The sequence below is a fragment of the Microbulbifer sp. CnH-101-G genome (genome assembly GCF_052466775.1).
Genome location: NZ_CP174292.1, coordinates 2,773,068 through 2,797,057 on the forward strand (window position 1 = coordinate 2,773,068; position 23,990 = coordinate 2,797,057).

General features: G+C 52.0%; 27 protein-coding genes and 1 other RNA gene. 15 read left to right on the forward strand and 13 right to left on the reverse strand.

Features of this window, described 5'->3' with window-relative positions; all coding sequences use genetic code 11:
* Positions 1–102: 102 nt before the first annotated feature.
* From ftsL to rsmI, 5 genes are all read right to left on the reverse strand, one after another.
* Positions 103–378 carry a cell division protein FtsL gene (ftsL, locus tag ACJJID_RS12195; RefSeq protein ID WP_152454523.1) on the reverse strand — a complete coding sequence of 92 codons (276 nt, stop codon included), beginning with the start codon at positions 376–378 and terminating at the stop codon, positions 103–105.
* Between the two features lie 4 nt (positions 379–382).
* Positions 383–1,315, reverse strand: coding sequence for a 16S rRNA (cytosine(1402)-N(4))-methyltransferase RsmH (gene rsmH / locus ACJJID_RS12200; RefSeq protein ID WP_444919721.1), 933 nt, complete (start codon positions 1,313–1,315; stop codon positions 383–385).
* A gap of 12 nt (positions 1,316–1,327) precedes the next feature.
* Entirely contained in the window at positions 1,328–1,771 is a 444-nt protein-coding gene (gene mraZ / locus ACJJID_RS12205) for a division/cell wall cluster transcriptional repressor MraZ (protein ID WP_152454525.1), read from the reverse strand.
* A gap of 465 nt (positions 1,772–2,236) precedes the next feature.
* Positions 2,237–2,604: RNase P RNA component class A (gene rnpB, locus ACJJID_RS12210), an RNA gene on the reverse strand.
* Positions 2,605–2,673: 69 nt separating this feature from the next.
* Positions 2,674–3,516, reverse strand: coding sequence for a 16S rRNA (cytidine(1402)-2'-O)-methyltransferase (gene rsmI / locus ACJJID_RS12215; RefSeq protein ID WP_444919722.1), 843 nt, complete (start codon positions 3,514–3,516; stop codon positions 2,674–2,676).
* Between the two features lie 39 nt (positions 3,517–3,555).
* On the opposite strand from rsmI, the gene ACJJID_RS12220 reads away from it, so the two are divergent.
* From ACJJID_RS12220 to ACJJID_RS12235, 4 genes are all read left to right on the forward strand, one after another.
* Positions 3,556–5,469: a penicillin-binding protein activator gene (locus ACJJID_RS12220; protein WP_444919723.1), complete on the forward strand. Its 1,914-nt coding sequence runs from the start codon at positions 3,556–3,558 to the stop codon at positions 5,467–5,469.
* On the forward strand, positions 5,456–5,818 hold the full coding sequence (locus ACJJID_RS12225) for a YraN family protein (RefSeq protein WP_444919724.1): 363 nt from the start codon (positions 5,456–5,458) through the stop codon (positions 5,816–5,818). The genes ACJJID_RS12220 and ACJJID_RS12225 overlap by 14 nt, the downstream gene beginning before the upstream one ends.
* A gap of 63 nt (positions 5,819–5,881) precedes the next feature.
* Positions 5,882–6,472 carry an SIS domain-containing protein gene (locus ACJJID_RS12230; protein WP_226645585.1) on the forward strand — a complete coding sequence of 197 codons (591 nt, stop codon included), beginning with the start codon at positions 5,882–5,884 and terminating at the stop codon, positions 6,470–6,472.
* A 3-nt stretch (positions 6,473–6,475) separates the two neighbouring features.
* Positions 6,476–7,066 (forward strand): BON domain-containing protein, encoded by a 591-nt coding sequence (locus ACJJID_RS12235; RefSeq protein ID WP_444919725.1) that lies wholly within the window; start codon positions 6,476–6,478, stop codon positions 7,064–7,066.
* Between the two features lie 129 nt (positions 7,067–7,195).
* Here the strand turns inward: ACJJID_RS12235 and ACJJID_RS12240 are convergent, their stop codons facing one another.
* Positions 7,196–8,386, reverse strand: coding sequence for a thiolase family protein (locus tag ACJJID_RS12240; protein ID WP_444919726.1), 1,191 nt, complete (start codon positions 8,384–8,386; stop codon positions 7,196–7,198).
* Positions 8,387–8,565: 179 nt separating this feature from the next.
* On the opposite strand from ACJJID_RS12240, the gene ACJJID_RS12245 reads away from it, so the two are divergent.
* Positions 8,566–9,162 (forward strand): LemA family protein, encoded by a 597-nt coding sequence (locus ACJJID_RS12245; RefSeq protein ID WP_444919727.1) that lies wholly within the window; start codon positions 8,566–8,568, stop codon positions 9,160–9,162.
* A gap of 3 nt (positions 9,163–9,165) precedes the next feature.
* Entirely contained in the window at positions 9,166–11,073 is a 1,908-nt protein-coding gene (locus ACJJID_RS12250) for a M48 family metallopeptidase (RefSeq protein ID WP_444919728.1), read from the forward strand.
* A 19-nt stretch (positions 11,074–11,092) separates the two neighbouring features.
* Here ACJJID_RS12250 and ACJJID_RS12255 read toward each other — a convergent pair whose 3' ends face one another.
* The 3 genes from ACJJID_RS12255 to ACJJID_RS12265 all read right to left on the reverse strand — a co-directional run bounded on the left by ACJJID_RS12255 (position 11,093) and on the right by ACJJID_RS12265 (position 12,776).
* A complete protein-coding gene (locus ACJJID_RS12255) occupies positions 11,093–11,716 on the reverse strand; it encodes a Yip1 family protein (protein WP_444919729.1) in 624 nt (207 codons plus the stop codon).
* Positions 11,717–12,371: 655 nt separating this feature from the next.
* Entirely contained in the window at positions 12,372–12,560 is a 189-nt protein-coding gene (locus ACJJID_RS12260; RefSeq protein ID WP_152454533.1) for a PLDc N-terminal domain-containing protein, read from the reverse strand.
* Positions 12,561–12,596: 36 nt separating this feature from the next.
* The gene (locus tag ACJJID_RS12265; protein ID WP_152454534.1) at positions 12,597–12,776 is read right to left on the reverse strand and encodes a DUF1328 domain-containing protein; all 180 of its coding nucleotides are present in this window, start codon (positions 12,774–12,776) and stop codon (positions 12,597–12,599) included.
* Positions 12,777–13,196: 420 nt separating this feature from the next.
* Here ACJJID_RS12265 and ACJJID_RS12270 point away from each other — a divergent pair, with 420 nt between their 5' ends.
* The 6 genes from ACJJID_RS12270 to ACJJID_RS12295 all read left to right on the forward strand — a co-directional run bounded on the left by ACJJID_RS12270 (position 13,197) and on the right by ACJJID_RS12295 (position 19,289).
* Positions 13,197–13,388 carry a hypothetical protein gene (locus ACJJID_RS12270; RefSeq protein WP_444919730.1) on the forward strand — a complete coding sequence of 64 codons (192 nt, stop codon included), beginning with the start codon at positions 13,197–13,199 and terminating at the stop codon, positions 13,386–13,388.
* Positions 13,389–13,739: 351 nt separating this feature from the next.
* Entirely contained in the window at positions 13,740–15,092 is a 1,353-nt protein-coding gene (locus ACJJID_RS12275) for a sigma-54-dependent transcriptional regulator (protein ID WP_444919731.1), read from the forward strand.
* A complete protein-coding gene (locus ACJJID_RS12280; RefSeq protein ID WP_444919732.1) occupies positions 15,089–15,280 on the forward strand; it encodes a hypothetical protein in 192 nt (63 codons plus the stop codon). The genes ACJJID_RS12275 and ACJJID_RS12280 overlap by 4 nt, the downstream gene beginning before the upstream one ends.
* Positions 15,273–16,862, forward strand: a complete 1,590-nt coding sequence (locus tag ACJJID_RS12285; RefSeq protein WP_444919733.1) for a sensor histidine kinase — start codon at positions 15,273–15,275, stop codon at positions 16,860–16,862. The genes ACJJID_RS12280 and ACJJID_RS12285 overlap by 8 nt, the downstream gene beginning before the upstream one ends.
* Before the next feature lie 11 nt (positions 16,863–16,873).
* Complete coding sequence (locus tag ACJJID_RS12290) at positions 16,874–17,335, forward strand: response regulator (RefSeq protein ID WP_444919734.1); 462 nt, start codon at positions 16,874–16,876, stop codon at positions 17,333–17,335.
* Between the two features lie 52 nt (positions 17,336–17,387).
* Positions 17,388–19,289, forward strand: coding sequence for a response regulator (locus ACJJID_RS12295; protein WP_444919735.1), 1,902 nt, complete (start codon positions 17,388–17,390; stop codon positions 19,287–19,289).
* On the opposite strand, the gene ACJJID_RS12300 is transcribed toward ACJJID_RS12295, so the two are convergent.
* The 4 genes from ACJJID_RS12300 to ACJJID_RS12315 form a co-directional block, all read right to left on the reverse strand.
* Positions 19,267–20,421 (reverse strand): AI-2E family transporter, encoded by a 1,155-nt coding sequence (locus ACJJID_RS12300; protein ID WP_444919736.1) that lies wholly within the window; start codon positions 20,419–20,421, stop codon positions 19,267–19,269. The genes ACJJID_RS12295 and ACJJID_RS12300 overlap by 23 nt on opposite strands.
* A gap of 121 nt (positions 20,422–20,542) precedes the next feature.
* Positions 20,543–20,848 carry a hypothetical protein gene (locus ACJJID_RS12305; protein WP_444919737.1) on the reverse strand — a complete coding sequence of 102 codons (306 nt, stop codon included), beginning with the start codon at positions 20,846–20,848 and terminating at the stop codon, positions 20,543–20,545.
* The gene (locus ACJJID_RS12310) at positions 20,823–21,257 is read right to left on the reverse strand and encodes a hypothetical protein (RefSeq protein WP_444919738.1); all 435 of its coding nucleotides are present in this window, start codon (positions 21,255–21,257) and stop codon (positions 20,823–20,825) included. The genes ACJJID_RS12305 and ACJJID_RS12310 overlap by 26 nt, the downstream gene beginning before the upstream one ends.
* Before the next feature lie 3 nt (positions 21,258–21,260).
* On the reverse strand, positions 21,261–21,593 hold the full coding sequence (locus ACJJID_RS12315; protein WP_444919739.1) for a hypothetical protein: 333 nt from the start codon (positions 21,591–21,593) through the stop codon (positions 21,261–21,263).
* A 472-nt stretch (positions 21,594–22,065) separates the two neighbouring features.
* Here ACJJID_RS12315 and ACJJID_RS12320 point away from each other — a divergent pair, with 472 nt between their 5' ends.
* The 3 genes from ACJJID_RS12320 (at position 22,066) to ACJJID_RS12330 (ending at position 23,945) form a co-directional block, all read left to right on the forward strand.
* Positions 22,066–22,632, forward strand: a complete 567-nt coding sequence (locus ACJJID_RS12320) for an outer membrane beta-barrel protein (RefSeq protein WP_444919740.1) — start codon at positions 22,066–22,068, stop codon at positions 22,630–22,632.
* A gap of 82 nt (positions 22,633–22,714) precedes the next feature.
* Entirely contained in the window at positions 22,715–23,074 is a 360-nt protein-coding gene (locus tag ACJJID_RS12325) for a DUF4398 domain-containing protein (RefSeq protein WP_444919741.1), read from the forward strand.
* A 58-nt stretch (positions 23,075–23,132) separates the two neighbouring features.
* The gene (locus ACJJID_RS12330; RefSeq protein WP_444919742.1) at positions 23,133–23,945 is read left to right on the forward strand and encodes an OmpA family protein; all 813 of its coding nucleotides are present in this window, start codon (positions 23,133–23,135) and stop codon (positions 23,943–23,945) included.
* Positions 23,946–23,990: the final 45 nt, after the last annotated feature.

Genomic DNA, 23,990 nt, shown 5'->3' on the forward strand with positions numbered 1-23,990 from the left:
TGTCGCCATACTCAACTTTTAGCGCGCACCGTTTCCGTACAAAACGAACAAAAAACGCATAAATAAAAGGGCCACTGAGCTACTTTTGCCCTAGCCCTAACCCTACTCAGCCGGAACCAATACCTGCTCCGAGGGGCTCGGCATATGCATTTTTAATTCTTCCCTCGCCACTTTTTCCACTCGGCTATAAGCGGACCAGGCTCCCCGCTCCAGCAGTAGGCGCTCCTGCTCATAGCGCAATTCATCGCGTGTCTTCTGTGCCCGGCCCAGCTCCGCAGTCAGCTCCCTGCTGCGCTGGGTCGAATACACCACTGCCAAAGCCGAGGCGATTGCTCCCAGCCAGAGCACAGCTATGCCGAGAAGCGACCTGATAGGCACCGGATCAACTCTCAGCCAACTTTTCGGCAACCCGCATTACCGCACTGCGCGAACGCAGGTTTTCATCCACCTCAACGGTGTTGGCCTTGATCGCTTTACCCAGTGAGCGCAAGGGCTTAGCAATCTGGCTATCCATCACCGGAAGCCCGCGGGGCAATTTTGGCCCGCGCTCCTTGTCGCGGATAAAGCGCTTGACCATACGATCTTCCAGGGAGTGGAAGCTGATAATCACCAGCCGCCCTCCCGGCGCCAGCAACTGTAGAGATTTTTCCAAGGTACTCTGCAGATCATCCAGCTCGCCATTCACATGAATACGAATCGCTTGAAAGACCCGGGTCGCCGGGTGCTTACCCTTTTCCCAAGCCGGGTTGGCCGCCTTGACCACCTCAGCAAAATCCAAGGTGCGCTCGAAAGGTTTCTCGGCACGGCGGCGAACGATGGCAGCAGCCATTCGCCGCGCGAAACGCTCTTCGCCATACTCTTTGAATACCCGAGCCATTTCGTCTTCGGCTTCGCTATTCACCCACTGTGCGGCACTGATACCCCGACTGGTGTCCATGCGCATATCCAGTGGCCCGTCCTGCATAAAACTAAAGCCGCGCTCAGCCTGGTCCAACTGGGGCGATGAAACCCCTAAGTCCAGCAGGATCCCGTTGACACTTCCCGCCCTCTCGCCAACGGCGAGATCCATATCGGCAAAGGAGCCGTGCCAAATAGAAAACCGCGATTCACCGGCAAAGCGCTGCTGCGCATAGTCAATCGCCTGGGGGTCTTTATCCACAGCCAACAATTGCCCTTTGGGGCCCAACTGTTCGAGGATCGCGGCACTGTGTCCGCCGCGGCCAAAGGTTCCATCTAAATAGAAACCTTCCGGGTCAGTTACCAGAGCGTCCACGGCCTCGCGCAACAACACACTGCGATGCAATTCTTGAGACACCCGGTGTACTCCTTATAAAGAGAGGGAAGCCATTTCCTCGGGCATTCCCTCCTCGTCTTCACTATCATCGAGCCAGGACATCCAGCGTTCCTCGCTCCAAAGTTCTAATTTCTTGCCCTGCCCCACGAGCATCAGTTTTTTCTCCAGCCCCGCATATTCGCGCAGGGTGGGGGGAATCAATACACGGCCGTTGCCATCCACCTGCAGCTCACAGGCATACCCGATCAAAAGCCGCTGCGCCCGACGCGCCACCTTGTTGAAGCTGGGAAGCGCTTCCACTTTTGGCAAAATTTGCTGCCACTGTGGCGCCGGGTAAACCAGCAGGCAGCGCTCTTCAGTGTGGGCTGTGACCACCAGGCAACCGGCGCACTCTTCCAGCAAGCGGTCACGGACCCTTGCCGGTATCGCCAGACGCCCCTTGGCGTCCATATTGATTGCATGGCTGCCCAAATACACTTTGTGAGTTCACTCGCTCTGCTGTGCGCTAGTCGCGACAAGCCCTTTTCCAACAGGCCGATAGCGGGAAAAATTCAAATTTACGCCGCGCTGTGTAAATACCCACTTACCGGCGACGAATAAACCACAAAGTTCCACGAATTTCCACTTTTCCCCACTTTCGACACTATAAAACTGGTCGACACAAAGTCAAGGAAATCGACCGCAAAGTCGGCACAAACCCCAGTAAATTCGGGGTCTGCAGGCCAGATGGGAGTATTGGCACAAAAATCACTGTCACATAGCAACAAAATAGTGCGAGCGCTCACTTACAAAATAATCGACCATATTAAACTAGCCGCCATTCCACCAGTAAGCGCGCCACGGTCAAAAATGGAGCCGGATCCGTTCTATTCGCCGCCAAGGAAGCTCTGCTGAGTTAGAGGGAGCAAAATAAAAAGCCCGGCGGATGCCGGGCTTTAGAATTATGTGAGCTGGCCTGTAAGCCGGGTTCTGTCGAGGACAACCATTCATCTGGGATGCCTGTCACCAGACACCTCAAGCGACCTACCCGCCCTCAGTGCGGGTCACACCTATAGAGGGCCTATTTGGTCTTGCTCCGAACGGGGTTTACCGTGCCGCGAACTGTTACCAGTCGCGCGGTGCGCTCTTACCGCACCCTTTCACCCTTACCTGTGCTTCCCCAGACCGAAATCAAGGGAGGCCATCGGCGGTCTACTCTCTGCTGCACTTTCCGTAGGCTCGCGCCCCCCAGGCGTTACCTGGCGTTCCACCCTATGGAGCCCGGACTTTCCTCCATCACACAAGGCGACAGCGATTGCCCGGCCAGCTCGCGGCGAAGAGTAAAGAGGCGACAGCCGGAATGCAACAGGCATTTTCCCTCAGCAGTAAAAGACCGCGCCTTATTTTTGCTGAAGGCTCCAGTTATACAGGGTCTTTTTATTCACACCGGTGATCTCCGCAGCAATGGCGGCGGCCTTTTTCGGCGGTAACTCTGCCAACAGCAGAGTCATCACCCGCTGCGCCTCACCGTCCAACTCAGTGTCGCGACGACGCTCAGCCCCGCGCACCAGCAATACAATTTCACCACGCTGTTGATTGCTGTCGGAACGCACCCAGTCCACCAACTCCCCCAAGGGCATCAACTGGAACGTCTCGAAGGCCTTACTCACTTCCCGCGCAATGACGGCTTCGCGCTCGGCACCGAAGATCTCCGCCATAGCCTGCAAGGTATCGGCGACCCGGTGGGGCGCTTCATAGAAAACCAGAGTGCGATTATCACCCGCCAGCTCCTGCAGTGCACGCTCACGAGGGCCCGCTTTGGCAGGCAGGAAGCCCTCAAAGCTAAACCTATCACTGGGCAGGCCGGCGGCACTCAGCGCCGCGACAAAAGCACAGGCACCGGGAATCGGCACTACGCGAATGCCCCGCTCGCGCGCCTCGCGCACCAGGCGGTAACCAGGGTCGGATATCAGCGGTGTGCCGGCATCGGAGATCAGCGCTACCGTTTGCCCCTGCTCCAGGCGATGTAGTATCTGGCCGGTGCGCTTGTCATCGGAATGATCGTGGTACGCCATCAGGGGCGTTTCGATATTGAAATGGGAAAAGAGTCTCTGGCTGTGACGTGTGTCCTCTGCCGCAACCAGATCGGCACATTGTAGAACTTCAATCGCTCGCGGTACCATATCGGCCAAATTACCGATGGGCGTAGCAACAATGTATAGCAGCGCCTGATCCGGCCCCATAGCTGTTCACTCCAAATATAAATATTGCGGGAGAAGAATATGTCCGCCTCTTCCCGGCGCACCTCTACTGTGATCACCAGCGTGGCTGCCGCCGCCCTGACATTGGCCCTGGCCGCCTGCCAGACTCCGGCCTCACGCCCCGGGGCCTACCAGCCCACTTATCCGGCGAACCAACAGATCAGCCGCGGCGACGCCGTGCGCTTGTTGCGCCGTGCAGATACTCTGCCGACACCCGCCAGGGATCAACAGCGCCTGCAGGCGGCGGCTATTCTATACGAGCTGGGCGACAAAGAGACGGCCAAAGAGGCAGTAACCAAAATAAATCCCGAACAGCTCGATAACACCCTCTTTGCCAGCTATGCCCAGGTATACGGCCATCTCCTAGTCGATAATGACGATTTCTTCGAAGCTTTAGATCTGGCAACCTCACCGCGACTCGATGATGTCTGGCCGCGACTGCCACAGGACACAATCCTGCCGCTGCGCAACTTGCGCGCTGACCTATGGGGACTTTTAGGGGATTTAGATAGCGCTATTTCTGAGCGCCGCGAGATTTCCTACCTGGCCAAATCTGATGAAAGCATCACCGAGAACAATAACGGCTTTTGGCAGCTTCTCACCCAGCTGCCCTCCAGCGAACTGCAACAACGTGCCAATAACAGCAGCGACACTCAAATGCGCGGCTGGTACCAGCTTGCGCTACTAGGGCGCGACACCCAGGCCGACATCAGCACTCAACTTACCTCACTCAGCCGCTGGCGCGAGCGCTGGCCGGCACACAGCGCCAACACCCATCCACCCCAGGCGCTGCAACTACTGGAACGCCTGGCGGCGCAACGCGCCGACAGCATCGCCCTATTGCTCCCCCTCAGCGGCTCACTCGGCAGTGCCGGTCGCGCGATCCGCGACGGTTTTATGGCCGCGCACTACACCGCTCTGAAGGCGGGCTCGGCAACGCCCCGTGTCATGGTATACGACACCGGCACCGAACAACCTTTCGAAGAGGTTTATCAAAGTGCGGTGGATGCGGGAGCTCAATTCATTATCGGCCCGCTCGATAAAAGCAAGGTCGCCAATCTTCTGGCCACCGAAAAACTGCCGGTTCCCACCCTCGCCCTTAACTACGGCGATCAGGGTCGCCTGACAGGTGATCTGGTTCAATTCGGCCTCGCCGTCGAGGATGAAGCCCGCCAGATCGCTCGCCACGCCTACCGCCAGGGACACCGCCAGGCAATGGTCTTGAGTAGTGATAGCAGCTGGGGACAGCGCGGTGCCGAAACCTTTGCGGAGGAATGGCAGCAGCTCGGCGGCTCTGTAAGCATCAATAAAACCTTCACTAATAACAGTAAATTTGCTGACCTGGTCAGCGATGCCCTGCTGATTCCCGACAGCAAGGCACGGAAGAAGGCTCTGCAGGGACGTCTGTCCGCCCCATTGGAGTTCACTCCGCGCAGGCGCGGTGATGTCGATATGGTCTTCGTTACCGCCCTGCCGCAACAGGCGCGGCAACTCAACCCGATGTTGACCTACTACTATGCCGGCGATCTGCCGGTCTATGCCACGTCCCATGTGTTTGCCGGTCAGGCCAACCCAAATCGCGATCGCGATATCAACGGTGTGCGCTTTACTGCTCTGCCCTGGCTGTTTGAAGACAGTGAGACCAAGCGGGATATCGAAGAGCAGGCGGCCCCACCGCCGGCTTTTGCCCGCCTTTACGCCCTGGGTGCCGATGCCTTCCGCCTCTATCCCCGCCTACCCATGTTGCGCCAATTCCCCGAGCAGAAAGTGTACGGTCTCACCGGCGCCCTGAGCCTGAGCGCGGATGGCCGTGTAGTGCGAGAGCAGATGTGGGCACAAATTGAAAAAGGCGTACCAGTGCCGGTTACCACCATGGAACCCCAGCTGCCATCCCGTCAAACCAGCCTGCAACCGGAAAATAGTGAAACTTTTTAAAGGCTCTGCGGGAAGTATCGGCGCCCACATGGAAGACGCCGCGGCACGTTATTTACAGCGTGCCGGGCTCTCCCTGATCGAGCGAAATTACCGCAGTCGTCACGGAGAGATAGACCTTATCGCCCGTGAAAGCGATACTGTAGTGTTTGTGGAGGTGCGCTTTCGCCGCAACAACCGTTTCGGCGGGGCCGGAGCCAGTGTGGATATTCGCAAGCAACAGAAACTGCTCGCCACCGCCCACGGCTATTTGCAACAACACAAACTGGACTGTCCCTGCCGCTTCGATGTCCTTGCTATAGAGGGCGATGCGCAAAACATTCAGTGGATTAAAAACGCCTTCGAAGCTTGAGGCAAAACCGAGATTTACCTTGCCAAGTATGGCGAACCCCAGTTCGCCAGTATTAAGGACACAATGGAACAGCGAGTCGTAACCCTTTTTCACCACAGCCTGGAAGCCACCATGAACGCCGGTGAAATACTGGCGCCTTTGATTGCGGAAGCCAGTGAGATGGTGGTGCACACACTGCTGGCAGAGAGCAAGGTGCTGCTCTGCGGCAATGGGGTCAGCGGCGCCCTGGCACAGAGCTTCTGCTCGCAACTTACCGGCGGATTCCAACGCGAACGCCCAGGCCTGCCAGCCATGGCTCTCAACAGTGACGGTGTCTCTATGGGCACCGTTGCGCAAAATCACGGCAGTGCCGATACCTTTGCCCACCCGGTGCGCGCCCTTGGGCAACCCGGTGACCTTTTGGTGATTATCAGCAGCGATGGTCGCGATTCCAATCTGGTGCAAGCTATGCGCGCTGCACGGGATCGCGATATGGGCATACTGGCGCTGACCGGCGGCGACGGCGGCGATTGCGCAGCCCTGCTCGATACACACGATATTGAACTGCGCGTGCCCTCTGATGTCGCAGCTGAGGTACACCAGGTGCACCTTCTGACTATTTTCTGCCTGTGTGATCTTATCGACAGCAGCCTTTTTGGTGGCTACGAGGACTGAACCATGAAAAATAACCAGCTTTCCTTGGGAAAACGCCTTCTCTCTGCCCTTGCCGCAACCGCACTGCTCGGTGGCTGCAGCACTGTTATGGAGGCCACCCACGATGGCCCTATCGAACAGGACCCCGGCAAGCGCTCACTGGGCACTTATATCGATGACGAGAGAATCGAAACCATAGTGACGGTCAATATCAATAAAGCCCACCCGGACCTGAAGACTTCAAATATCGATGTAACCTCCTTCAATGGAGTGGTGTTGCTCACAGGCCAAGTGCCCGATCAGGAACTGCGCCTGCTCGCCGGGCGCACGGCGAGCCAGGTACAAAATGTTCGCCAGGTTTACAATGAAACCCAGGTTCGCGGCAAAGTTACCTTTCTCGCCTCTACCAGCGATGCCTGGCTGACCACCAAAGTCAAAACCAACCTACTCGCCCACAAAGAAATTGATGGTGCACGCATTAAAGTCGTGACGGAAAATGGAGTGGTTTACCTGATGGGCCTGCTCACCCCGGCCGAAGCCGAGCGCGCGGCAGACCTCACCCGCTCGATTGGCGGGGTACAGAAAGTGGTGAAAGCGGTGGAATATATCAACTAACAGCACACCCACTGCGCGCTACTGCAGCTAGGCCAGAATAAGAGTCTGGTGATATCGGTCAAAAAGAACAAGCGTAAAAAAAACGGAGGCAAAAGCCTCCGTTTTTTATTTCAAACTATCGCGCGGAACTTATACCCGCTCAATCGCTACCGCTGTGGCCTCACCGCCACCGATGCAGAGGCTCGCCACCCCTTTTTTCACATCGCGCTTTTCCATCGCCGCCAACAGGGTAGTCAGGATGCGGGCACCGCTCGCGCCCAAAGGATGCCCCAGTGCGCAGGCGCCGCCATTCACATTGACCTTCTCCCAGGGCAGATCCAGCTCGCGCATAGCCGACATGGTCACCACAGCAAAGGCCTCATTGATTTCAAACAGGTCTACATCGCTGACGGACCAACCGGAGTTTTCCAGCAGCTTGTGCATGGCGCCCACCGGAGCGATGGTGAACCACTCGGGCTCGCGGGCAAACTGAGCCTGAGCCTTGATCACCGCCAACACTTTGAGACCGCGCTTCTCCGCTTCGCTCTTGCGCATCAGCACCAGGGCGGCGGCGCCGTCGGAGATAGAGCTGGAGTTGGCGGCGGTGACAGTGCCATCCTTGCGGAAGGCCGGCTTCAACTGGGGAATCTTATCTGGGCGGGCGTTGCCGGGGGCTTCATCGGTATCGACCTTTACTTCTCCCTTACGGGAAGCGATGGTCACCGGGGCGATCTCGCGAGCGAAGCCGCCACTCTCGATGGCCGCCTGGGCCCGGGCTAGGGATTCCAGTGCGAAAGCATCCTGCTCCTCGCGGGTAAAACCGTATTTTTCGGCCGTGCTCTCGGCGAAGGTGCCCATCAACTTGCCGTCTGCCGCATTCTCCAGGCCGTCGAGGAACATGGAGTCCTTGACCTCACCGTGTCCCAGACGCATGCCGGAACGGGCCTTGGGCAGCAGGTAGGGGGCATTACTCATGCTCTCCATACCGCCGGCAACGATGATTTTCCCCTCACCCAGAAGCAGTGCATCGCGGGCCATCATCACTGTCTTCATACCGGAACCGCAGACCTTGTTGACTGTGGTGGTGGGCGTACCCTCAGGAATACCCGCCGCCAGGGAGGCTTGGCGGGCAGGCGCCTGCCCGACACCGGCCGGAAGCACACAGCCCATCAGTACTTCATCGACATCGGCAGGGGATACACCGGCGTCTTCCAGGGCCGCACGAATGGCCGCGGCGCCCAGCTGCGGCGCACTCAAGGCCGACAGGCTCCCCTGCATGGCACCCATTGGGGTGCGTGCCATCCCAACGATCACTACCGGATCTGAAGTTACATCGCTCATTCTGTCTGCTCCCAGTTCAGCGCCGCCATCCCTGTCGTGGCGGCAATTGTTTTTAATGTCGCGGCATTATAGCCGAAGCCATACCCCGCTTCGCCAGAACCCCACGGCAATACGTCTCGATTGCCACGGAGGGCATGTTACTATCGACGCCAATCACAAGAAAAAGTGGCGAGGGAATTATGGAGATTTCAAGCATCGTCGTTCTGGTTGTTTTAGCCGCACTATTGTTCTACGGAATCGGCATCTACAACCGGCTGGTATCCCTAAAAAATCGCAATGAAAATGCCTTCGCCCAGATCGAGGTGCAGCTTAAACGCCGCCACGATCTGATCCCCAATCTAGTGGAAACCGCTAAGGGCTATTTAAAGCATGAAAGGGACACCCTTGAAGCGGTGGTCAGTGCACGCAACACCGCCATTAGCGACCTGAAAGCCGCGGCAGCCAGCCCTTCCAACGCCAACGCGATCGACAACCTCGGGCGTGCTGAAAGTGCCCTAAACAGCGCTTTGGGCCGCTTCAATGCGGTTATGGAAGCCTATCCAGACCTCAAGGCCAACCAGAATATGATGCAGCTCAACGAGGAACTGAGCAGCACCGAAAATAAGGTTGCCTTTGCCCGCCAGGCCTTTAACGACGCGGTCACCAATTACAACATCTACAAACAGAGCTTTCCCCCCGTTCTACTGGCAGGATTCTTTGGTCACCGCACCGACGGCCACTTACTGGAGTTTGCCGACAGCGAAGCCATCCAGGTAGCACCGCGAATCGAGTTTTAAGCGATGAACTTCTTCGAGTACCAGGATAAGGCCAGGCGCAACAGCGGCTTGTTAGTCGGACTCTTCGCGCTGGCGCTAATTCTGCTGGTTGGATTGACCACCTTGGTGGCTGCCGCTGCGGTTTCGTATTCCCGCGGCCAGGCTTTTTCCCCACTGGCGATCGAGCAGCTGCTCGGCTGGCAGACGGTGGGCTATATAGCCCTCACCATTGTGGCTATCGTGGCCCTGGGTAGCCTATACAAAATGCAGCAGCTGGCAGCCGGCGGCAAAGCGGTAGCGGAGTCGCTGGGCGGGCGCAAACTCAATATCGCCCCTCAGGGCCCTGCCGAACAGCGCGCCCTGAATGTAGTGGAAGAAATGGCCATCGCCTCCGGCACCCCAGTGCCGGATGTCTACCTGATTGAAGATCCAGCCATCAACGCCTTCGCCGCCGGCTATAAGCCCAACGATGCGGTGATCGGTCTCACCCGTGGCTGCATTGAACAGCTCAACCGAGACGAGCTGCAGGGCGTGGTGGCCCATGAATTCAGCCATATTCTGAATGGCGACACCCGCCTGAACATCCGCATCGTCGGCCTGTTAAATGGCATACTAATTATTGGCCTATTGGGGCACTGGCTGGTGCGCGGTGTCTACCCTAGCAGTAGTAATAACCGCGGCCGTATTCCCCTATTTGCTTTGGGCCTAGCTCTGATGGCGGTGGGATACGCGGGCACATTACTCGGCAACCTGATCAAATCCGCTGTAAGCCGCCAACGGGAATATCTTGCAGATGCCTCTGCGGTCCAGTTCACCCGCAACAACGCAGGCATTGCCAACGCCCTCAAGAAAATTGGCGGCTACAGCGCCGGCTCAAACCTCAGCAGCGGCAGAGCGGCGGAATTCAGCCACATGTTTTTTGCCAGCGGCCTAAAACGCTCATTTTTCAACTTGTTCGCCAGCCACCCTCCCCTGGCCGAACGCATAGCGCGGCTAGAGCCCAGTTGGAATGGCCACTACCCCAGCGACAGCAGTTCCACTGCGCAATCTCAATTGAGAAAAATGAACCCTGCACCGGTGGCAGTGGCAGGTGTCGTAGAACCCACACCCTTTCAAGTGGCCCTGGAAGCGGTAGACAACAGTATTGCCTGCCCCAGTGAGCAACAAGTGCAATATGGCCGTCAGCTACTAGAATCCATCCCCTCCCCCATCCAGCAAGCCGCTCACGATCCCTTTGTCGCGCGCGCTTTGGTTTACCACCTGTTGTTGCACAAGGATGAGAACGAGCGGCAAGCCCAAGAGGTGCTGCTGAAGAAAATCGCCCACCCCGCGGTAGTGAGAGAACTACAGAAGCTGACGCCGCAACTAAAAGCCCTGCCCGACAATGCGCGCCTGCCGCTATTGGATCTCTGCGTGCCTGCACTCAAAGCACTGGTCCCACAGCAGTATCAGGTATTTAAGCGAAACCTGATTAAGTTGCTGCGCAGTGATGGAAAGATTGAAATTTGGGAGTGGGCCCTGTACCGGGTATTGATGCATGCTTTGGAGGATACACCCGATCGGCAGCGTCTTTCCAACAAGAAAGGGGCCAGTAAAGATGCCGCTCGCTTCCTAATTGCGGCCATTGCCCATGCGGGTAATAGCGAATACCTACCGGCAAAGCGCGCCTACGAGCAGGGGCTCAAGTTTTTACAGCTGGAAGTGACTCCACTGCCGGGCCGCAAAGATATCGGCCTGCAGCACCTGGATAAAGCCATCGCGATAGCCAGCCAGATGAAGCCTTTACAGAAGCCCTCCTTGCTAAAAGCCATGGTACATACCCTGAACCACAATGGCGTTATCATGGCGGAAGAGATCGAATTGCTGCGAGCGGTAGCAGACAGTTTGGACTGCCCCATGCCACCTTTAGTACCTCAGGTGACTAGCCAGTAAATCTCTATAATTACCCGCTTCAATGAATATGGTGCTGATAAATTGGGCCAATGCCCACACTCCACAAAATAACGGAGGCAATCAGCACCGTGACCATCATTACCAGAGCCACGGTCAAAACCGCACAAGCATAGAGAAAGGCCCGCTCTTTATTCATATTCATCAATATCGGAATACCAGCAAACACCAGGTAGATAGAGTACATACCCGCAATGCCCACCGCGGCCATGGTCAACCATGGGTGTGGGAAAAGCACGACAATGCTGGCGAGAAATATCGGCGTAGTGATAAAGACTGCAAGCGCAGTACCTTCGTAGTGTCTCGTGGGTTCATCCCCTTCAACCCCATAAGACTTGGCCATCCAATTAATAAATTCCCCAAGACAATAAACACCGACCAGAAGAGCGAAATAGGTAACGATTGATAAAACCGCCGCGCTCTCTGGAGTCAATTTTGCCATGTGCCCGCCGATCTCAAACCCTACCCGAGTCACACCGAAATAACCGGCGACCGTGGGTATCAGCGCTAAAAATGGCACATGGGTCATAAAAACTTGAAAAAAGGAATGGCGGTCCGCCCGTATGGCTTTCCACTCTTTCTCTGGATTGATCAGAATACCAATAGTGTGACTGAGTAACCGCACGCTTATTCTCCGTTCAATACCCTGCTTTGCAGTATCGGGGGCTGGCGCGGAATTAACCAATGCAAAAAAGAAATTAAGCGCCACTATTACATTAGGTTGACTTATATCAAGTTTCGACAGGCCCTGGCTTTCTACTTATCGATTTGATTTAAAAGTGTAATCGGAAGAGCTGACTGTAAGTATTTTTCCAATACTCCACTGGAAGAGAAGGAGTAGTTCAATCGCCAATGACCTCAGAAATATTTAACAAGCTTTCCAGGTCAAATTGCACTCACCAATCATGTAACCAACATGCAACCAATCAAATAGGCACACTTATCCAGACAGAAGTGTTTCCAGACAGAAGTGTTCAACAGTCTTCATAACGCATCGTTGAGAAAATATTCCCTCAAATAAGCATCGTTACAGAATTGATTTGGAGAACTGGCTGAAAGTTCACTTAAGAATTTCTACCATTACCTTTGAGTCAGATACGAAGTAAGTCAGATGCGAAGAGTAGCCCACCGCTAAAGATCGGGCTGAAAATGTATATTCATATATTTTCGAGGCTGGGTGCCCTTTTCCCTGACTTCCTAGGTCAGCTGCCTTGTGATACAGGCAAAAATCAGTCGGCACAGCGATAAGCGTGTGCCAAACTGATCATATAGTATCTCTACTAAGCGGTAGCGCTTTTAGGGCCGAGGAAAAACCACAGTATCAAACCTATTACAGGCAAGAACAGGACAAGCAATATCCAGATCAACTTTGTCCCCGTACCACTTCCAGACTGTACGATATTTAAAATTGCCCAAATATCGGCAACCAGTATCAAAAAACCTAATATGCCACCTACTTGAATATCCATACTTGCTTCCTTCTTTGAAAATCTCTCATTAACTGATTATTGAGTGGGAGGCTCTCGCTTCGTTATAAGGTGTGCAACCAACGAAACCATAAATAGCAACGCAAATACCACAAACAGCACCTTAGCTAGATCAAGAGCGCTACCGGTGGGGCCAGAAAGGCCGAAAAGCCCAGCGACAACTGACAACGCTAAAAAGATGTTTGCCCAAACGAGCATTGGTGACCTCTATCCTCTTCAAAATCAAACCATGAAATTTTGTGAATAGCGCCTTACTCAAAGCCCGAGAGAACCGAGCCTTCTTGAGTTTCAGCGAGAAGAACCAATCGGTCCCTCCTAACACACTTGATAGGTTGCAACCTCCGTGCCAGCAAATTCCTTTAAATTATCGTTAAATTTCCCAATAATTTTGTAGCAATTACAAATCTTGCCCCACCTATTAGATAATTTTTACAGAAACTCTCCCGTAAAACAGACTAACTGCAACTCTCTAAGCCCAATCCCTCGGCATTGCTACATTTTTTTAAGTTGGCATACTCCTTGAATAACTCTTATTGGAAACTTAGAAAATCAATGCTTCACAGAACAATTTTCTACGTACTAATCGCAATACATCTACTGAGAAAGAGGACTTACAAGATGAACAAGCTGATTTTAATTTTTTCGATCATGTTCACCGCTTTTACCCTGACTGCATGTGACATTGATGAAGGTGGCGCTGAGGAATTTGGCGAGTCTGTTGATCAAACCGCAGAGGACATCGGCAACAGTATCGAGGATGCCTGCGAAGACGTGAAAGAGGGCGTAAACAGCAAGGATAAGGATTGCTAATCCAATAAAGTAGAGTGGCGCTCGCCGGCTGATTCCAATGCCGGCGCCCCTCAAATCGTTCTCGGCAAATGGCTCTTTAAATTGAAACGCTCCACTCCTTGAATCGCTGTAAAATTCAACCCTGCACAAGCGCTTTAAAACAATCGCAAAGCACAACTTCACATATTTAAACTCCCTCCACAGGCAGGCTTTCAGAAAGTTCTGAGCGCCAAGGTTGTGTTTTGCAAATTCGTCCCAATTAAGAAATACCCTTTGAGATAACAATTTTTTGTGAAAACTGGTTGCTTCAAGTTCCGCAATCACCGCAAACTAGGTTGTCTATTTAATCCCTACTAGAGAGGAGCTGGGATCTTGCAACGGGTATTATTGGTAGATGACGACGAAAACTTTACGAGCGCAGTCTCCCCGCTAATTGAAAATATGGGATTTACTGTAGATGTAGCCGACAGCGTAAGTGAAGCCCGCAGCCACCTCGCCCGCAATCGCTATCACACCTTACTACTCGATTTGATGCTGCCCGAGGGCAGCGGATTTGATGTACTGGACTCTCTCGCCCTGGACCGAACACCCGACCAAATTGCCTTTGTTACCGGTCACAGTGCCATCAGATCCATGGTTGATCACCTCGCCGGCCCCAATATGACCTATCTGGTCAAGCCGATCGAGATCAAGCAGTTACAGGAGTTACTACTCCGGAAAAAGTCGACAGCGCCCAGCACCTACAAACGGCATTTCGGGGTCTTGGTCGGAGAGTCCCCGGCCATGCAATCACTGTACGACATGATCGAAAAAGTTGCGCAAACACAAGCCAACGTGTTGATCCAGGGGGAGAGCGGCACCGGCAAGGAGCTCGTCGCTCAGGCGATTCACAATGCCTCCGCCGCCCAAGGTCCACTCGTAGCCGCCAACTGTGGGGCTATTTCCGCAGAGTTGATTGGTAGTGAACTATTTGGTCACGAGAAAGGCGCTTTTACCGGCGCAGTAGCGCGAAAACCCGGGCTATTCGAGCGCGCCAATGACGGCACCCTCTTTCTGGATGAAGTGACGGAGATGCCGATCGATCAGCAGCCGAACCTTTTGAGGGTACTGGAAACCGGTAAGGTAACCCGGCTTGGGGGCACCTCAGAGCTGGAAGTCTCCTGCCGAGTGGTCTCCGCCACCAACCGCAGCAATGAAAACATTGCCGATGGTGGCCATCTGCGCGAGGATATCTACTTCCGCCTGGCAGTATTTCCTCTGCAACTCCCTCCGTTGCGTGATAGAAAAGAAGATATCCCGCTACTGGCACAGTCATTTATCGACCAGATGAATGAAGAGTACGGGACCAGCTACACCCTCGATAACCACGTTTTAGATGCTCTGCTCAGTTACGACTGGCCGGGTAATGTACGCGAGTTGCGCCACGCACTGCACCGCGCATTTATTTTGTCTGATCGCAACCAAAATACACTCACGCTACCGCCGCAACTCGGATCACCTTTTGGCCGCTCAAGCACAACGACAACAAATTCTGAAGAAAACCAGGCTTCTGACTCTCCCGTCCAGCTAGAGGCGGGAAACACTATCGAAGCAATGGAAAAACAATTAATTGCAAACACTTTGGAGGCAGTCGATGGCAATAAAAAGCAGGCTGCAGAATTACTCGGTATTAGCTTGAAAACCCTGTACAACCGCCTTAACCAGTACAAGCAGGATGGACAATGAGCGAAAATAATATTCATCACAAGCTTCGCAACCTGATGAACAATATTGCTATGAATGCGGAGCTGGCAAAATTGCAGTTAAGCCAGCAAGCCCCCCCTGAAAAGATTCTGGCAAGCCTCGAAAAGGTTACCGAAGGTTGCAAAGGCTGCGCCGAAGTACTCGACAGCGAGCCTCACAACAATGGATAAAAAGCCTTCCAAATTACGCTACTTCTGGACAGCCCTTATCTTAGGGCTCTGCTTCTTATTTGTTGCTAATAGCTACCATACTTACCTCAACCTCAATGAACTCGGGGAAAATGCAGCTCGCTCGGGGCAAACCCAAAGCATCTTACAGTTGGCGAGTGATACTTACTTTGCCGTGCATACTGCCGAGCTGCGATTAAGGGAATTCAAGCAAAATAAAACGCCCTCAAATCTGGAGAAGTACGAGAACGCGGTTGCTCGCGCCTCGGAACTCGTCACCAAGTTGCGCAACAAAGAAACCGAAATTCCAGAACAGGCCATTCGTTTTGAAGAGCTCGAGCGGCTGCTTAACCGCCATTACAGCGCAATTGGTGCTGCGGTTACCCAGCATATCCCTAGCACAAACCCAGCTGATAGCTCCAAGGCTCAAGACAACCAAGAAACGATAGAGCTAAACACCGTCCAGGATACACGTGAAGCCAGAAGCTTGGCCCAGACAATGGAAGCCAGCCACGATAGCCTGGAGATGCTCTCTGAGCTCATCGCCACTATCGAAGAAGAAGAATTTAAACATATCCAGTCGCTGATGGATGATTCCGCTCTGCGACGCCAGGAAGTTACCCGCGCGGTCCTGTTCGCCAATTGCCTGGGTATCGGTTTGATTCTGGTGATCGCCATGCTGACCAGCCGCTCCATGCGACAGCAAAGTGAATATGCTAAACAACTCGAGCAGCGTGTAGCCGAACGAACTCAGGAACTGGCTGAACGTACCCAGGAACTGGAATTGTATTCACAGGAATTAACCCGCAGTAACCGTGAGTTGCAAAATTTTGCCTTTGTCGCCTCTCACGATCTACAGGAGCCCTTGCGCAAGATCCGAGCATTTGGCGACCGACTCACCGATCGTTACAGTGAAAAACTCGGAGAAGGGAAGGACTATGTCATGCGTATGCAGAGTGCTGCGAAGCGTATGTCTAAATTAATTGAGGACCTCCTCGCCTTTTCACGTACCTCTACGAGGACGACCCCCTTTGAAGCAGTAGACCTCAACTTGGTCGTCGAAGAAGTGCTCGATGACCTGCAAATTAAGAGAGAAGAGACCAATGCACAGATTGAAATCCAGCCGCTGCCAGTGGTCCAAGCTGACCCGATGCAGATGTCTCAACTATTTCTCAATCTAATCGGGAATGCACTCAAATTTATAAAACCGGATAACACCCCAATCATTCGGGTTGAATGCGAGAAAGCGGAAATTTCTCACGCAGATGTCACCGTGCCAGGATACCGTATTACCGTAAGCGACAATGGTATTGGCTTTGATGAGCAATACGTTGAAAAAGTTTTTTCAGCGTTTCAACGGCTGCATGGTCGCAATGAATACGAAGGGACGGGCATAGGCCTCGCCATCTGCAGAAGAATCATGGAGCGTCATTGCGGAGAAATTGACGCTAGCAGTACACCAGGAGTGGGAACAACTTTCGAACTATTAATACCAGAAACCCCCCCCGTACAAGTAGAATATAATGATTCTGAACCGCGCTTACTCGATACCGGTTCGCAGTCGTATCAGAGCATTAAACTTTAAGAGAATGATTTATGCAGGCAGCCAAATCCATCAACATTGTCCTCGCGGATGATGACAAGGACGATCAGCTACTCACTCGCGAAGCGCTCGAAGAAAGCCTCGTTAAAAGCGAACTCTCCATCGTAAATGATGGCGTTGAGTTATTATCATTTTTGAAACGGGAAGGCGAGTACGAACACCTTTCCAGTGAATCTCTGCCCGACCTTATCCTGCTGGATTTAAATATGCCGCGCATGGATGGTCGCCAGGCGCTTGCGGCCATCAAAGCAGACCCGGATTTTCGGCGTATCCCGGTGGTGATCCTCACAACCTCCAAAGCCGAAGAAGATATGTTCAAATCCTATGATCTTGGTGCAGCTTCCTATTTATCAAAGCCGGTCACCTTCGAGGGGTTGGTCGACCTGATGCGCTCTTTGGGGCGTTACTGGGTCGAATTCGTCGAGTTTCCCGGGAAGCAACGGAGTTACCAGTAATACCCTTCCCCGCGGGGTATCAATAAATTAATCAGTCAGGCAGGTTGTTGAGATGGGCGTCACCAGGTTACTGCTGGTAGAAGATGACGAAGACGATTTTATCATTACACGGGATCTTCTTCAGGATATCAATCCCGATGGCTACCAGGTTGTGTGGGCCCGCTCCCCAGAAGAGGCCCACAAGCATTTTTATTCCAGCGACTTCGAGGTTTGCCTGCTCGACTACTCCCTAGGGGCATTTACCGGCCTGCAGATTCTGGCAGAGGCCCAGCGACAGGGATTCGATGCCCCGATTATTATGCTCACAGGCCACGACGATAGCGCTCTCGATGCAGAGGCGTTATCAGCCGGCGCTGTCGACTATCTGGTAAAGTCCCAGCTCACCGCTGCTCGATTGAGCCGGGCTATTCGCTATGCAGTGGCCCGTCGCGACATGGAACGAGAGCGCTTGGAGCGACTAAAAGCCGAAGCAGAGAATAAGTCAAAAAGTGAATTCCTGGCCCATCTGAGCCACGAATTACGCACACCTTTAACCTCGATCCTGGGCTATACCGATCTCCTACTACAGAATCAACCAGAGCAACCACAGCTAGATCACCTGAGCATTATCAAGCGCAATGGCTACCATCTGCTGAGCTTATTAAACGATGTACTCGATTTATCAAAAATAGAAGCGGGCCGACTGGAAATACAATCCAGCGAACTGGCACTTCCCAGCTTTCTAACAGAACTCTATCAATTAATCACCATCAAGGCGGAAGATAAAGGCATCCGCTTTCACATTGAGGCCCTCACAGAACTCCCCTCTCAGATCATTACCGATGCAACGCGATTGAGGCAAATTCTATTAAATTTTCTCAGTAACGCCGTAAAATTCACAGATGAAGGAGAGGTGCGTCTCGATATTTTTGCCACCCGCTTAGAGGACAGCTGCCGTTTAAGCTTTCGTGTAATCGATACCGGGATTGGTATATCTCCAAGCGAACAGAAAAAACTATTCACCCCATTTGTTCAGGCCAAAGGTGAAAGTTACCGTTCAGAGCTGGGTTCAGGCCTGGGGCTTGCTATTAGTCAACAGTTAGCCCATCTGCTGGGAGGAGAAATATCCTTGCAAAGTGAAATTGGGGCCGGCAGCTGTTTCACCCTCACACTAGAGTGCAAACATCCCACAGAGTATCACTACCAAACCTGGGATCTTCAACAGCCAACAGCATCCATTCACTTTGAATCACCCTGTTTATCCGGTCAGGTATTAGTCGTCGATGACCTGAGAGAAATTCGCGAACTGGTCACCCACTTATTGGAAGGCGCCGGCTGTAAGGTTCAACAGGCTGCGAATGGCCGTGAAGCAATAAACCTATTACAGATGGCTCGCGATAATAACAAGCCATTCGATTTGGTCGTGATGGATGTTCAGATGCCGGTGATGGACGGCCTCACCGCTACCCAGGAATTACGAAAACTGGAATTTGAAATACCCATTATTGCGCTCACCGCACAAACAATGCTTGGCGAACGGCAGCGCTGTCTGGATGCGGGCTGTAGTGAACACCTGGGTAAACCTGTGCAGCCAGACCAATTATTTGACCTTCTTGCGAAATACCTGCCGGATTCAATCGTCGACAAAAAGCTAATTCTTATTGAAGACGATGAGGATGCGCGCAGTGCAACCCAGCAACTGCTCTCGGCATTGGGTTGGGAAGCGAAAGCTTGTGGTGATGGTGAATCTGCGCTGCAGCTCTTTGAAACTTACCAGCCAAGTCTCATTTTAATGGACATAAACCTACCAGATATGGATGGTTTCACACTGGCCAAAAAAATACGTGATATGGCCTACACCGGTAGGCTCTTGGCCGCTACCGGCGAAAGCCCGAGTTCAGACAAACTCGCCGAATCCGGGTTTGATGGCGTTCTCAGTAAGCCCTATGACCTTAGTAAGCTCGCCCAACTATAATAGCCAACACTTTTTGCGATCCTTTTCCCATTTGTTCTTTTAACGGAGCAGGAAACAAGTTTTCATGAAAGATTTTTAAGCATGCCAAAATTGGGGCAGCCATAAGCGCCCCTCCAACACCCCAAATCCAAGTCCAGAAGACCACGGCCATAAAGACCGAGATTGGGGAGAGTTTCAATCTTTGCCCAACAATTGAGGGGGTAATCAAATGCCCCTCAAGCGTCGTAATCACCATAAAGGCTGCTGGCGCTAAGAGCCCTGCCCATAGCGTTTCATAGGACACCAATCCAACGATTGTTAGCAGGCAAACCGTTATTAGTGGACCGACATAGGGAGCAAAATTCAAAAGTCCTGCCAGACAACCCCATAATAAGGGATTTGGAAAATTCAATAGCCACAATACGAATGATGTAATAATTGCCTGCGCCAGATTGACCAACGCGATAGTATTTAAATAGGTTGATATTTGTCTTCTAATCTGCGTGGCAATACTCATTAAATGCCGGCGCCCTTGAAAATCACGACCAAACTGACCAATATGCCGGGCAATACTGCCGCGACTGGAGAGCAGAAAAAAAGTGAGAACAATAATGATCAATGCTTGACTGGACAGAGTTGGAATATCATCGGTAACAACACTTTTCAGCCAGCTTTCTTTTTCAACCGATACTGTTACATGGCTTTGATCTTCCGACTTACCCAGCTTCGCCACTTCATCCCCTGCCTTACGTAAATCCAGCAAGGGTTTTTGTACGATATTGAGTTTTTCTCGAACTTCAGCAGTTTTTTGTGGCCACCGCTCTATCCAATCACTAGCAGGTTCAGCCAATAGGCGCCCTGCAAGAAATATCATAAACACAGCGATAAGGACCAAAACACCTGCAGAGATAGGGTTAGGTATCCCTTTTTGCGATGTCCAACGGACAATAGGGGACAACAGAAGAGAGCTCATCCACGCTAAGGTGAATGGCAAAAGGACTGTTCGCCCCAGGTAAAGGGCTGCTATGACCGCCAGAGCAGTTAATATAACGATGCAGGTGGTAAGAACTTTGAACTGTCGACCACCTCCAGTTTCAGCACAAATATTGGGAGATCCTATAGATTCTCGATTAATACTATCTTGTTCATTCACTCAGATATCCATCCTCATTGAACCACCTATATACAGGCCCCCAACATATAATCTCTCACCAAGGTCTACTGATCTCCCCTCAAAACTGTCACCCTATATAAACTTCTTATGGCTTGTTTTCTCAAGAAGCAGCTGATCTGTCTTCGTTAAACTCATCCCAAAGCTGAAGGCCATAATCCACCAGGATGCTGTAGCTCAATCCAGAAAATAGGACTTTTAACCTTTCCTTGCCTAACCCGGTAAATGCTCGCTCCGAAGCAAAACCTGCGGTACATACTGCCGCTAAGCTAATTGGCTTCACCGCAACTTTTTCCGAACAAGTTTTTAATCCAAACAAAGCTTTCTTAGTGTTAATTAAGCCATTTTTTTCAGTTAGCCTCGCTGCCTCGACAGCTGCTTTTTCATTTTTCAGTAGGAGATCCAGCATCGGGGGCCTCACTTTCAAAAACATTGAGATCAATAGTAATCAGGCGTAATAGACGCCTGCTTTGGCGCCACAACAGTACTATTGCCAGTAATTGCATACAAAAAATAACTGGCAAACCCCAGGCCCAATGACCCAGTAATTGCCATATGGCATAGGCTGCACTAAGGGAAAGAGCAAACCAGCTGAGCGCAATAACAGCACCAAGGCTTACGAGGGTCACCAGGGAAAGGGAGACGGCCGCCAGACTCAATCTCCACTGAGCCCCAATTAACGCCAAACGCCCTCTGAGCACTTGCTCTAATGCTGACAACAGCGCCTGAGCCGTTACGCTCAGACGCTGCCAGTCAGACACCTCAACAGAGTCCTCTACTCCAGAGCTGCATTGCTGTGCGTTTTTAAAGTCCGTCATATTTTAACGACGACGAATTAAGGCGCTGACAATCGCGCCAGTAGCAAACGCTATACTTGCGGCTGCCCATGGATTTTTCTTCGCAAATCCCTCTACTTCTGAACGGGTTTGGCTTGCCGTCTCCTTTAATTGGTCCCGTTTTTGCGCGAGAGAATCAGAGGAGCTTGCTGCGGTTTCCCGAATCTTCTCCTCCGCTACCGCCGCTCTATCAGAGAGGCTATCCACCGCCGAGTGAGCTCGTTCTCTCGCCATTTCGGATAGAAGCGCTTCATCTCGTGCAACATCTTTACCGTTTACACTTTTATTCGCATTTTTTGAGTTAGCTGCTGTAGCCATGTGTATCACCTATTTTGCAAAGTTCACTGAGGAACCTGCAGGTAGCATGCCAACTCCATTTCTGTCACCCAAAGCTCTTTATAGCCTCTCTATAACCACCATAGAGACGCATCATTTAACAAAAGCAGGTTATAGCGTGGAAAGTTTTCACTTTTTACAAACAAGAAAATAATAATTTTGAAAATCTTACACAGGTGAATCAACTACCACGGGGGTTCAAATTATTTAATAAGCCTAAGGATCCACCTTCCTGAGTGCTTTTCACAAATTGAATTTACCTGAAACCCAATAAGCATGCGGGTTTCAGGGCAACCAAGAAAAAATTAACCTCCCTCTCCACAAAAGTTGGCATACCGGTTGCAACCATCACATCAAGCTTCACAGCTTAGAATCAAAAATACTTTTTTCGGTTTAGCCCTACAGGGAACACACCGACAAGTAGTGCAAATATTTTCATCTGAGGATTATTGTTATGAACTATGGAAAACTATTAGCTGCAATCACACTGACTACTGGACTTGCCGGACAAGCTGTTGCACAAGAAAGCTTTGACCGCACCAAGTCTGAATTTTATGTAGGTGGTGGTTACGGCCAATACTCCATTAAGTGGGATAACGAAGAAACCGATTTCGATGAAGATGCTGAAGTAGTCAAAATTTACGGCGGGATGAAAATCAATGAGTATCTCGGTGCTGAAATTGGTTACCTGAACTTTGATGAAGCCAACGATTTCGACAATAACGCAGAAATTGATGGCTTTACCTTTGCCGGAATTTTATCTGCACCACTTCATGAGCGTGTCTCTGTGTATCTAAAAGGCGGTTGGTTTACCTGGGAAGCTGAAGTGAAATCTGACCTACCTGTCATCGGCCGGGTTTCTGAAGACTTGGACGGCGGTGATTGGTTCTACGGAGCTGGGGTAAAAGTAGGTGTAATGGAAAATCTTGACCTGCGCTTAGAGTATGAACGCTTTGATCTGGATGATGACATTGAGCCTCAAATTGATATTGCTTCCGCCTCCTTGCAGTTCGCCTTTTAAAACGGGAAATCCACTTCACTGTAGAGGTACATGGACGTGCCTCTATTAGTGAATACCTAATTCATCACAGAAGGAGACAGACATGAAGTCACCAAAACTATTCGGCAGCCTGGCATTAGTCGCAGTAATTTCTGGCTGCGCCACAGGAACCATGCCCAGCAATGAGATTGCAGAAGCGAAGGTGCATATCTCCACGGCCGAGGCCGATAAAAGTGAGAAATTCGCCGCTCAACACCTCGCTACCGCGAAGGAACATTTAGGCAGTGCGCAGAGTGCGGCCGATAAACATCAATTTGTTCAGGCACGCATGTTCGCAGAGAAGGCTACAGCAGATGCCAAGCTAGCCAGTGCCCAAGCGCGCTCTGAGACAACCAAGCTGAAACTCCGTGAGCTGAATGCCACGCTCTTGCAGCTCAAACGTGAAATAGATCAGGGATCTTGATCTAGCCCATACATGCAAATATCACTGCTATTTGCCATTCAACAGATAGGATTTGATCATGAATAAGTCGTTAATCTCTCTTGGCCTCGCCACTGCAGTAGTAAGCGGCTGTGCGAGCACAGATATTCCAAAACCTTTGGCCGAAGTTGAACATCAATACCAGCTCATGAGTAACAATGAAATGGCCAATCGCCATGCGGCGACACCGCTCAGAGCTGCGGGTAAAAGCGTGAGTGAGGCCAAGACAGCGTGGCAGGATGGCAATGAAAAAAGTATGGCGCATCAGGTCTATCTTGCCGAAAGAATGCTAGGCGTGGTTGAGCACGAAATCGATATTGCCGATATGGAAGCTCAATTCAAGAACGCAGACATGGTACGCGCCGGCCTTGTGCTGCAGGGTAAAAATTCTGAACTCACTCAAAAGAATCAGGAACTGAAAGAGCTGAAGAAAGAGCTCGAAAAAATGGGCAGTAAGCAGAACTCTGAGGGCAACGTCCTCACTCTTGGCGATGTACTCTTCGCCTTCGATGACCACAAGTTGCAGCCGGGCGCCAAACCCACAGTGAGAAAAGTGGCTGACTTCTTAAACGCCCACGAGAACACCAGAGTTGTGATTGAAGGGTACACCGACTCCCTTGGTAGTGAAGAATATAATGTCGGCTTATCTGTTAAGCGTGCACAGTCAATCCAAAAGGCCCTCGTCAAGGCCGGCGTGACTAACGAACGCATTACGGTTAAAGGCTACGGAGAATCCAATCCAGTCGCCAGTAACAAATCCGCTGTAGGACGACAGCACAACCGACGCGTAGAAGTCGTACTACTGAGTGAAAATGAAACCTATGAATCCCCAACCGTTGCACGCGTGAACTAATCCTCTCCGCTACCTCCCCCAAGGTAGCCTCGAAGGCCCATCCTT

Bases quoted from the DNA above. Each gene is read 5' to 3' on its own strand.
- ACJJID_RS12290 (WP_444919734.1), top strand. From the start codon at position 16,874: ATGCAGGCAGCCAAATCCATCAACATTGTCCTCGCGGATGATGACAAG.
- ACJJID_RS12315 (WP_444919739.1), bottom strand. From the start codon at position 21,593: ATGGCTACAGCAGCTAACTCAAAAAATGCGAATAAAAGTGTAAACGGT.
- ACJJID_RS12285 (WP_444919733.1), top strand. From the start codon at position 15,273: ATGGATAAAAAGCCTTCCAAATTACGCTACTTCTGGACAGCCCTTATC.
- rsmI (WP_444919722.1), bottom strand. From the start codon at position 3,516: ATGGGGCCGGATCAGGCGCTGCTATACATTGTTGCTACGCCCATCGGT.
- ACJJID_RS12305 (WP_444919737.1), bottom strand. From the start codon at position 20,848: ATGCTGGATCTCCTACTGAAAAATGAAAAAGCAGCTGTCGAGGCAGCG.
- ACJJID_RS12295 (WP_444919735.1), top strand. From the start codon at position 17,388: ATGGGCGTCACCAGGTTACTGCTGGTAGAAGATGACGAAGACGATTTT.
- ACJJID_RS12220 (WP_444919723.1), top strand. From the start codon at position 3,556: ATGTCCGCCTCTTCCCGGCGCACCTCTACTGTGATCACCAGCGTGGCT.
- ACJJID_RS12265 (WP_152454534.1), bottom strand. From the start codon at position 12,776: ATGCTCGTTTGGGCAAACATCTTTTTAGCGTTGTCAGTTGTCGCTGGG.
- ACJJID_RS12260 (WP_152454533.1), bottom strand. From the start codon at position 12,560: ATGGATATTCAAGTAGGTGGCATATTAGGTTTTTTGATACTGGTTGCC.
- ACJJID_RS12240 (WP_444919726.1), bottom strand. From the start codon at position 8,386: ATGAGCGATGTAACTTCAGATCCGGTAGTGATCGTTGGGATGGCACGC.
- ACJJID_RS12320 (WP_444919740.1), top strand. From the start codon at position 22,066: ATGAACTATGGAAAACTATTAGCTGCAATCACACTGACTACTGGACTT.
- ACJJID_RS12325 (WP_444919741.1), top strand. From the start codon at position 22,715: ATGAAGTCACCAAAACTATTCGGCAGCCTGGCATTAGTCGCAGTAATT.
- ACJJID_RS12250 (WP_444919728.1), top strand. From the start codon at position 9,166: ATGAACTTCTTCGAGTACCAGGATAAGGCCAGGCGCAACAGCGGCTTG.
- ACJJID_RS12270 (WP_444919730.1), top strand. From the start codon at position 13,197: ATGAACAAGCTGATTTTAATTTTTTCGATCATGTTCACCGCTTTTACC.
- ACJJID_RS12280 (WP_444919732.1), top strand. From the start codon at position 15,089: ATGAGCGAAAATAATATTCATCACAAGCTTCGCAACCTGATGAACAAT.
- ACJJID_RS12330 (WP_444919742.1), top strand. From the start codon at position 23,133: ATGAATAAGTCGTTAATCTCTCTTGGCCTCGCCACTGCAGTAGTAAGC.
- ACJJID_RS12235 (WP_444919725.1), top strand. From the start codon at position 6,476: ATGAAAAATAACCAGCTTTCCTTGGGAAAACGCCTTCTCTCTGCCCTT.
- ACJJID_RS12245 (WP_444919727.1), top strand. From the start codon at position 8,566: ATGGAGATTTCAAGCATCGTCGTTCTGGTTGTTTTAGCCGCACTATTG.
- ACJJID_RS12230 (WP_226645585.1), top strand. From the start codon at position 5,882: ATGGAACAGCGAGTCGTAACCCTTTTTCACCACAGCCTGGAAGCCACC.
- ACJJID_RS12310 (WP_444919738.1), bottom strand. From the start codon at position 21,257: ATGACGGACTTTAAAAACGCACAGCAATGCAGCTCTGGAGTAGAGGAC.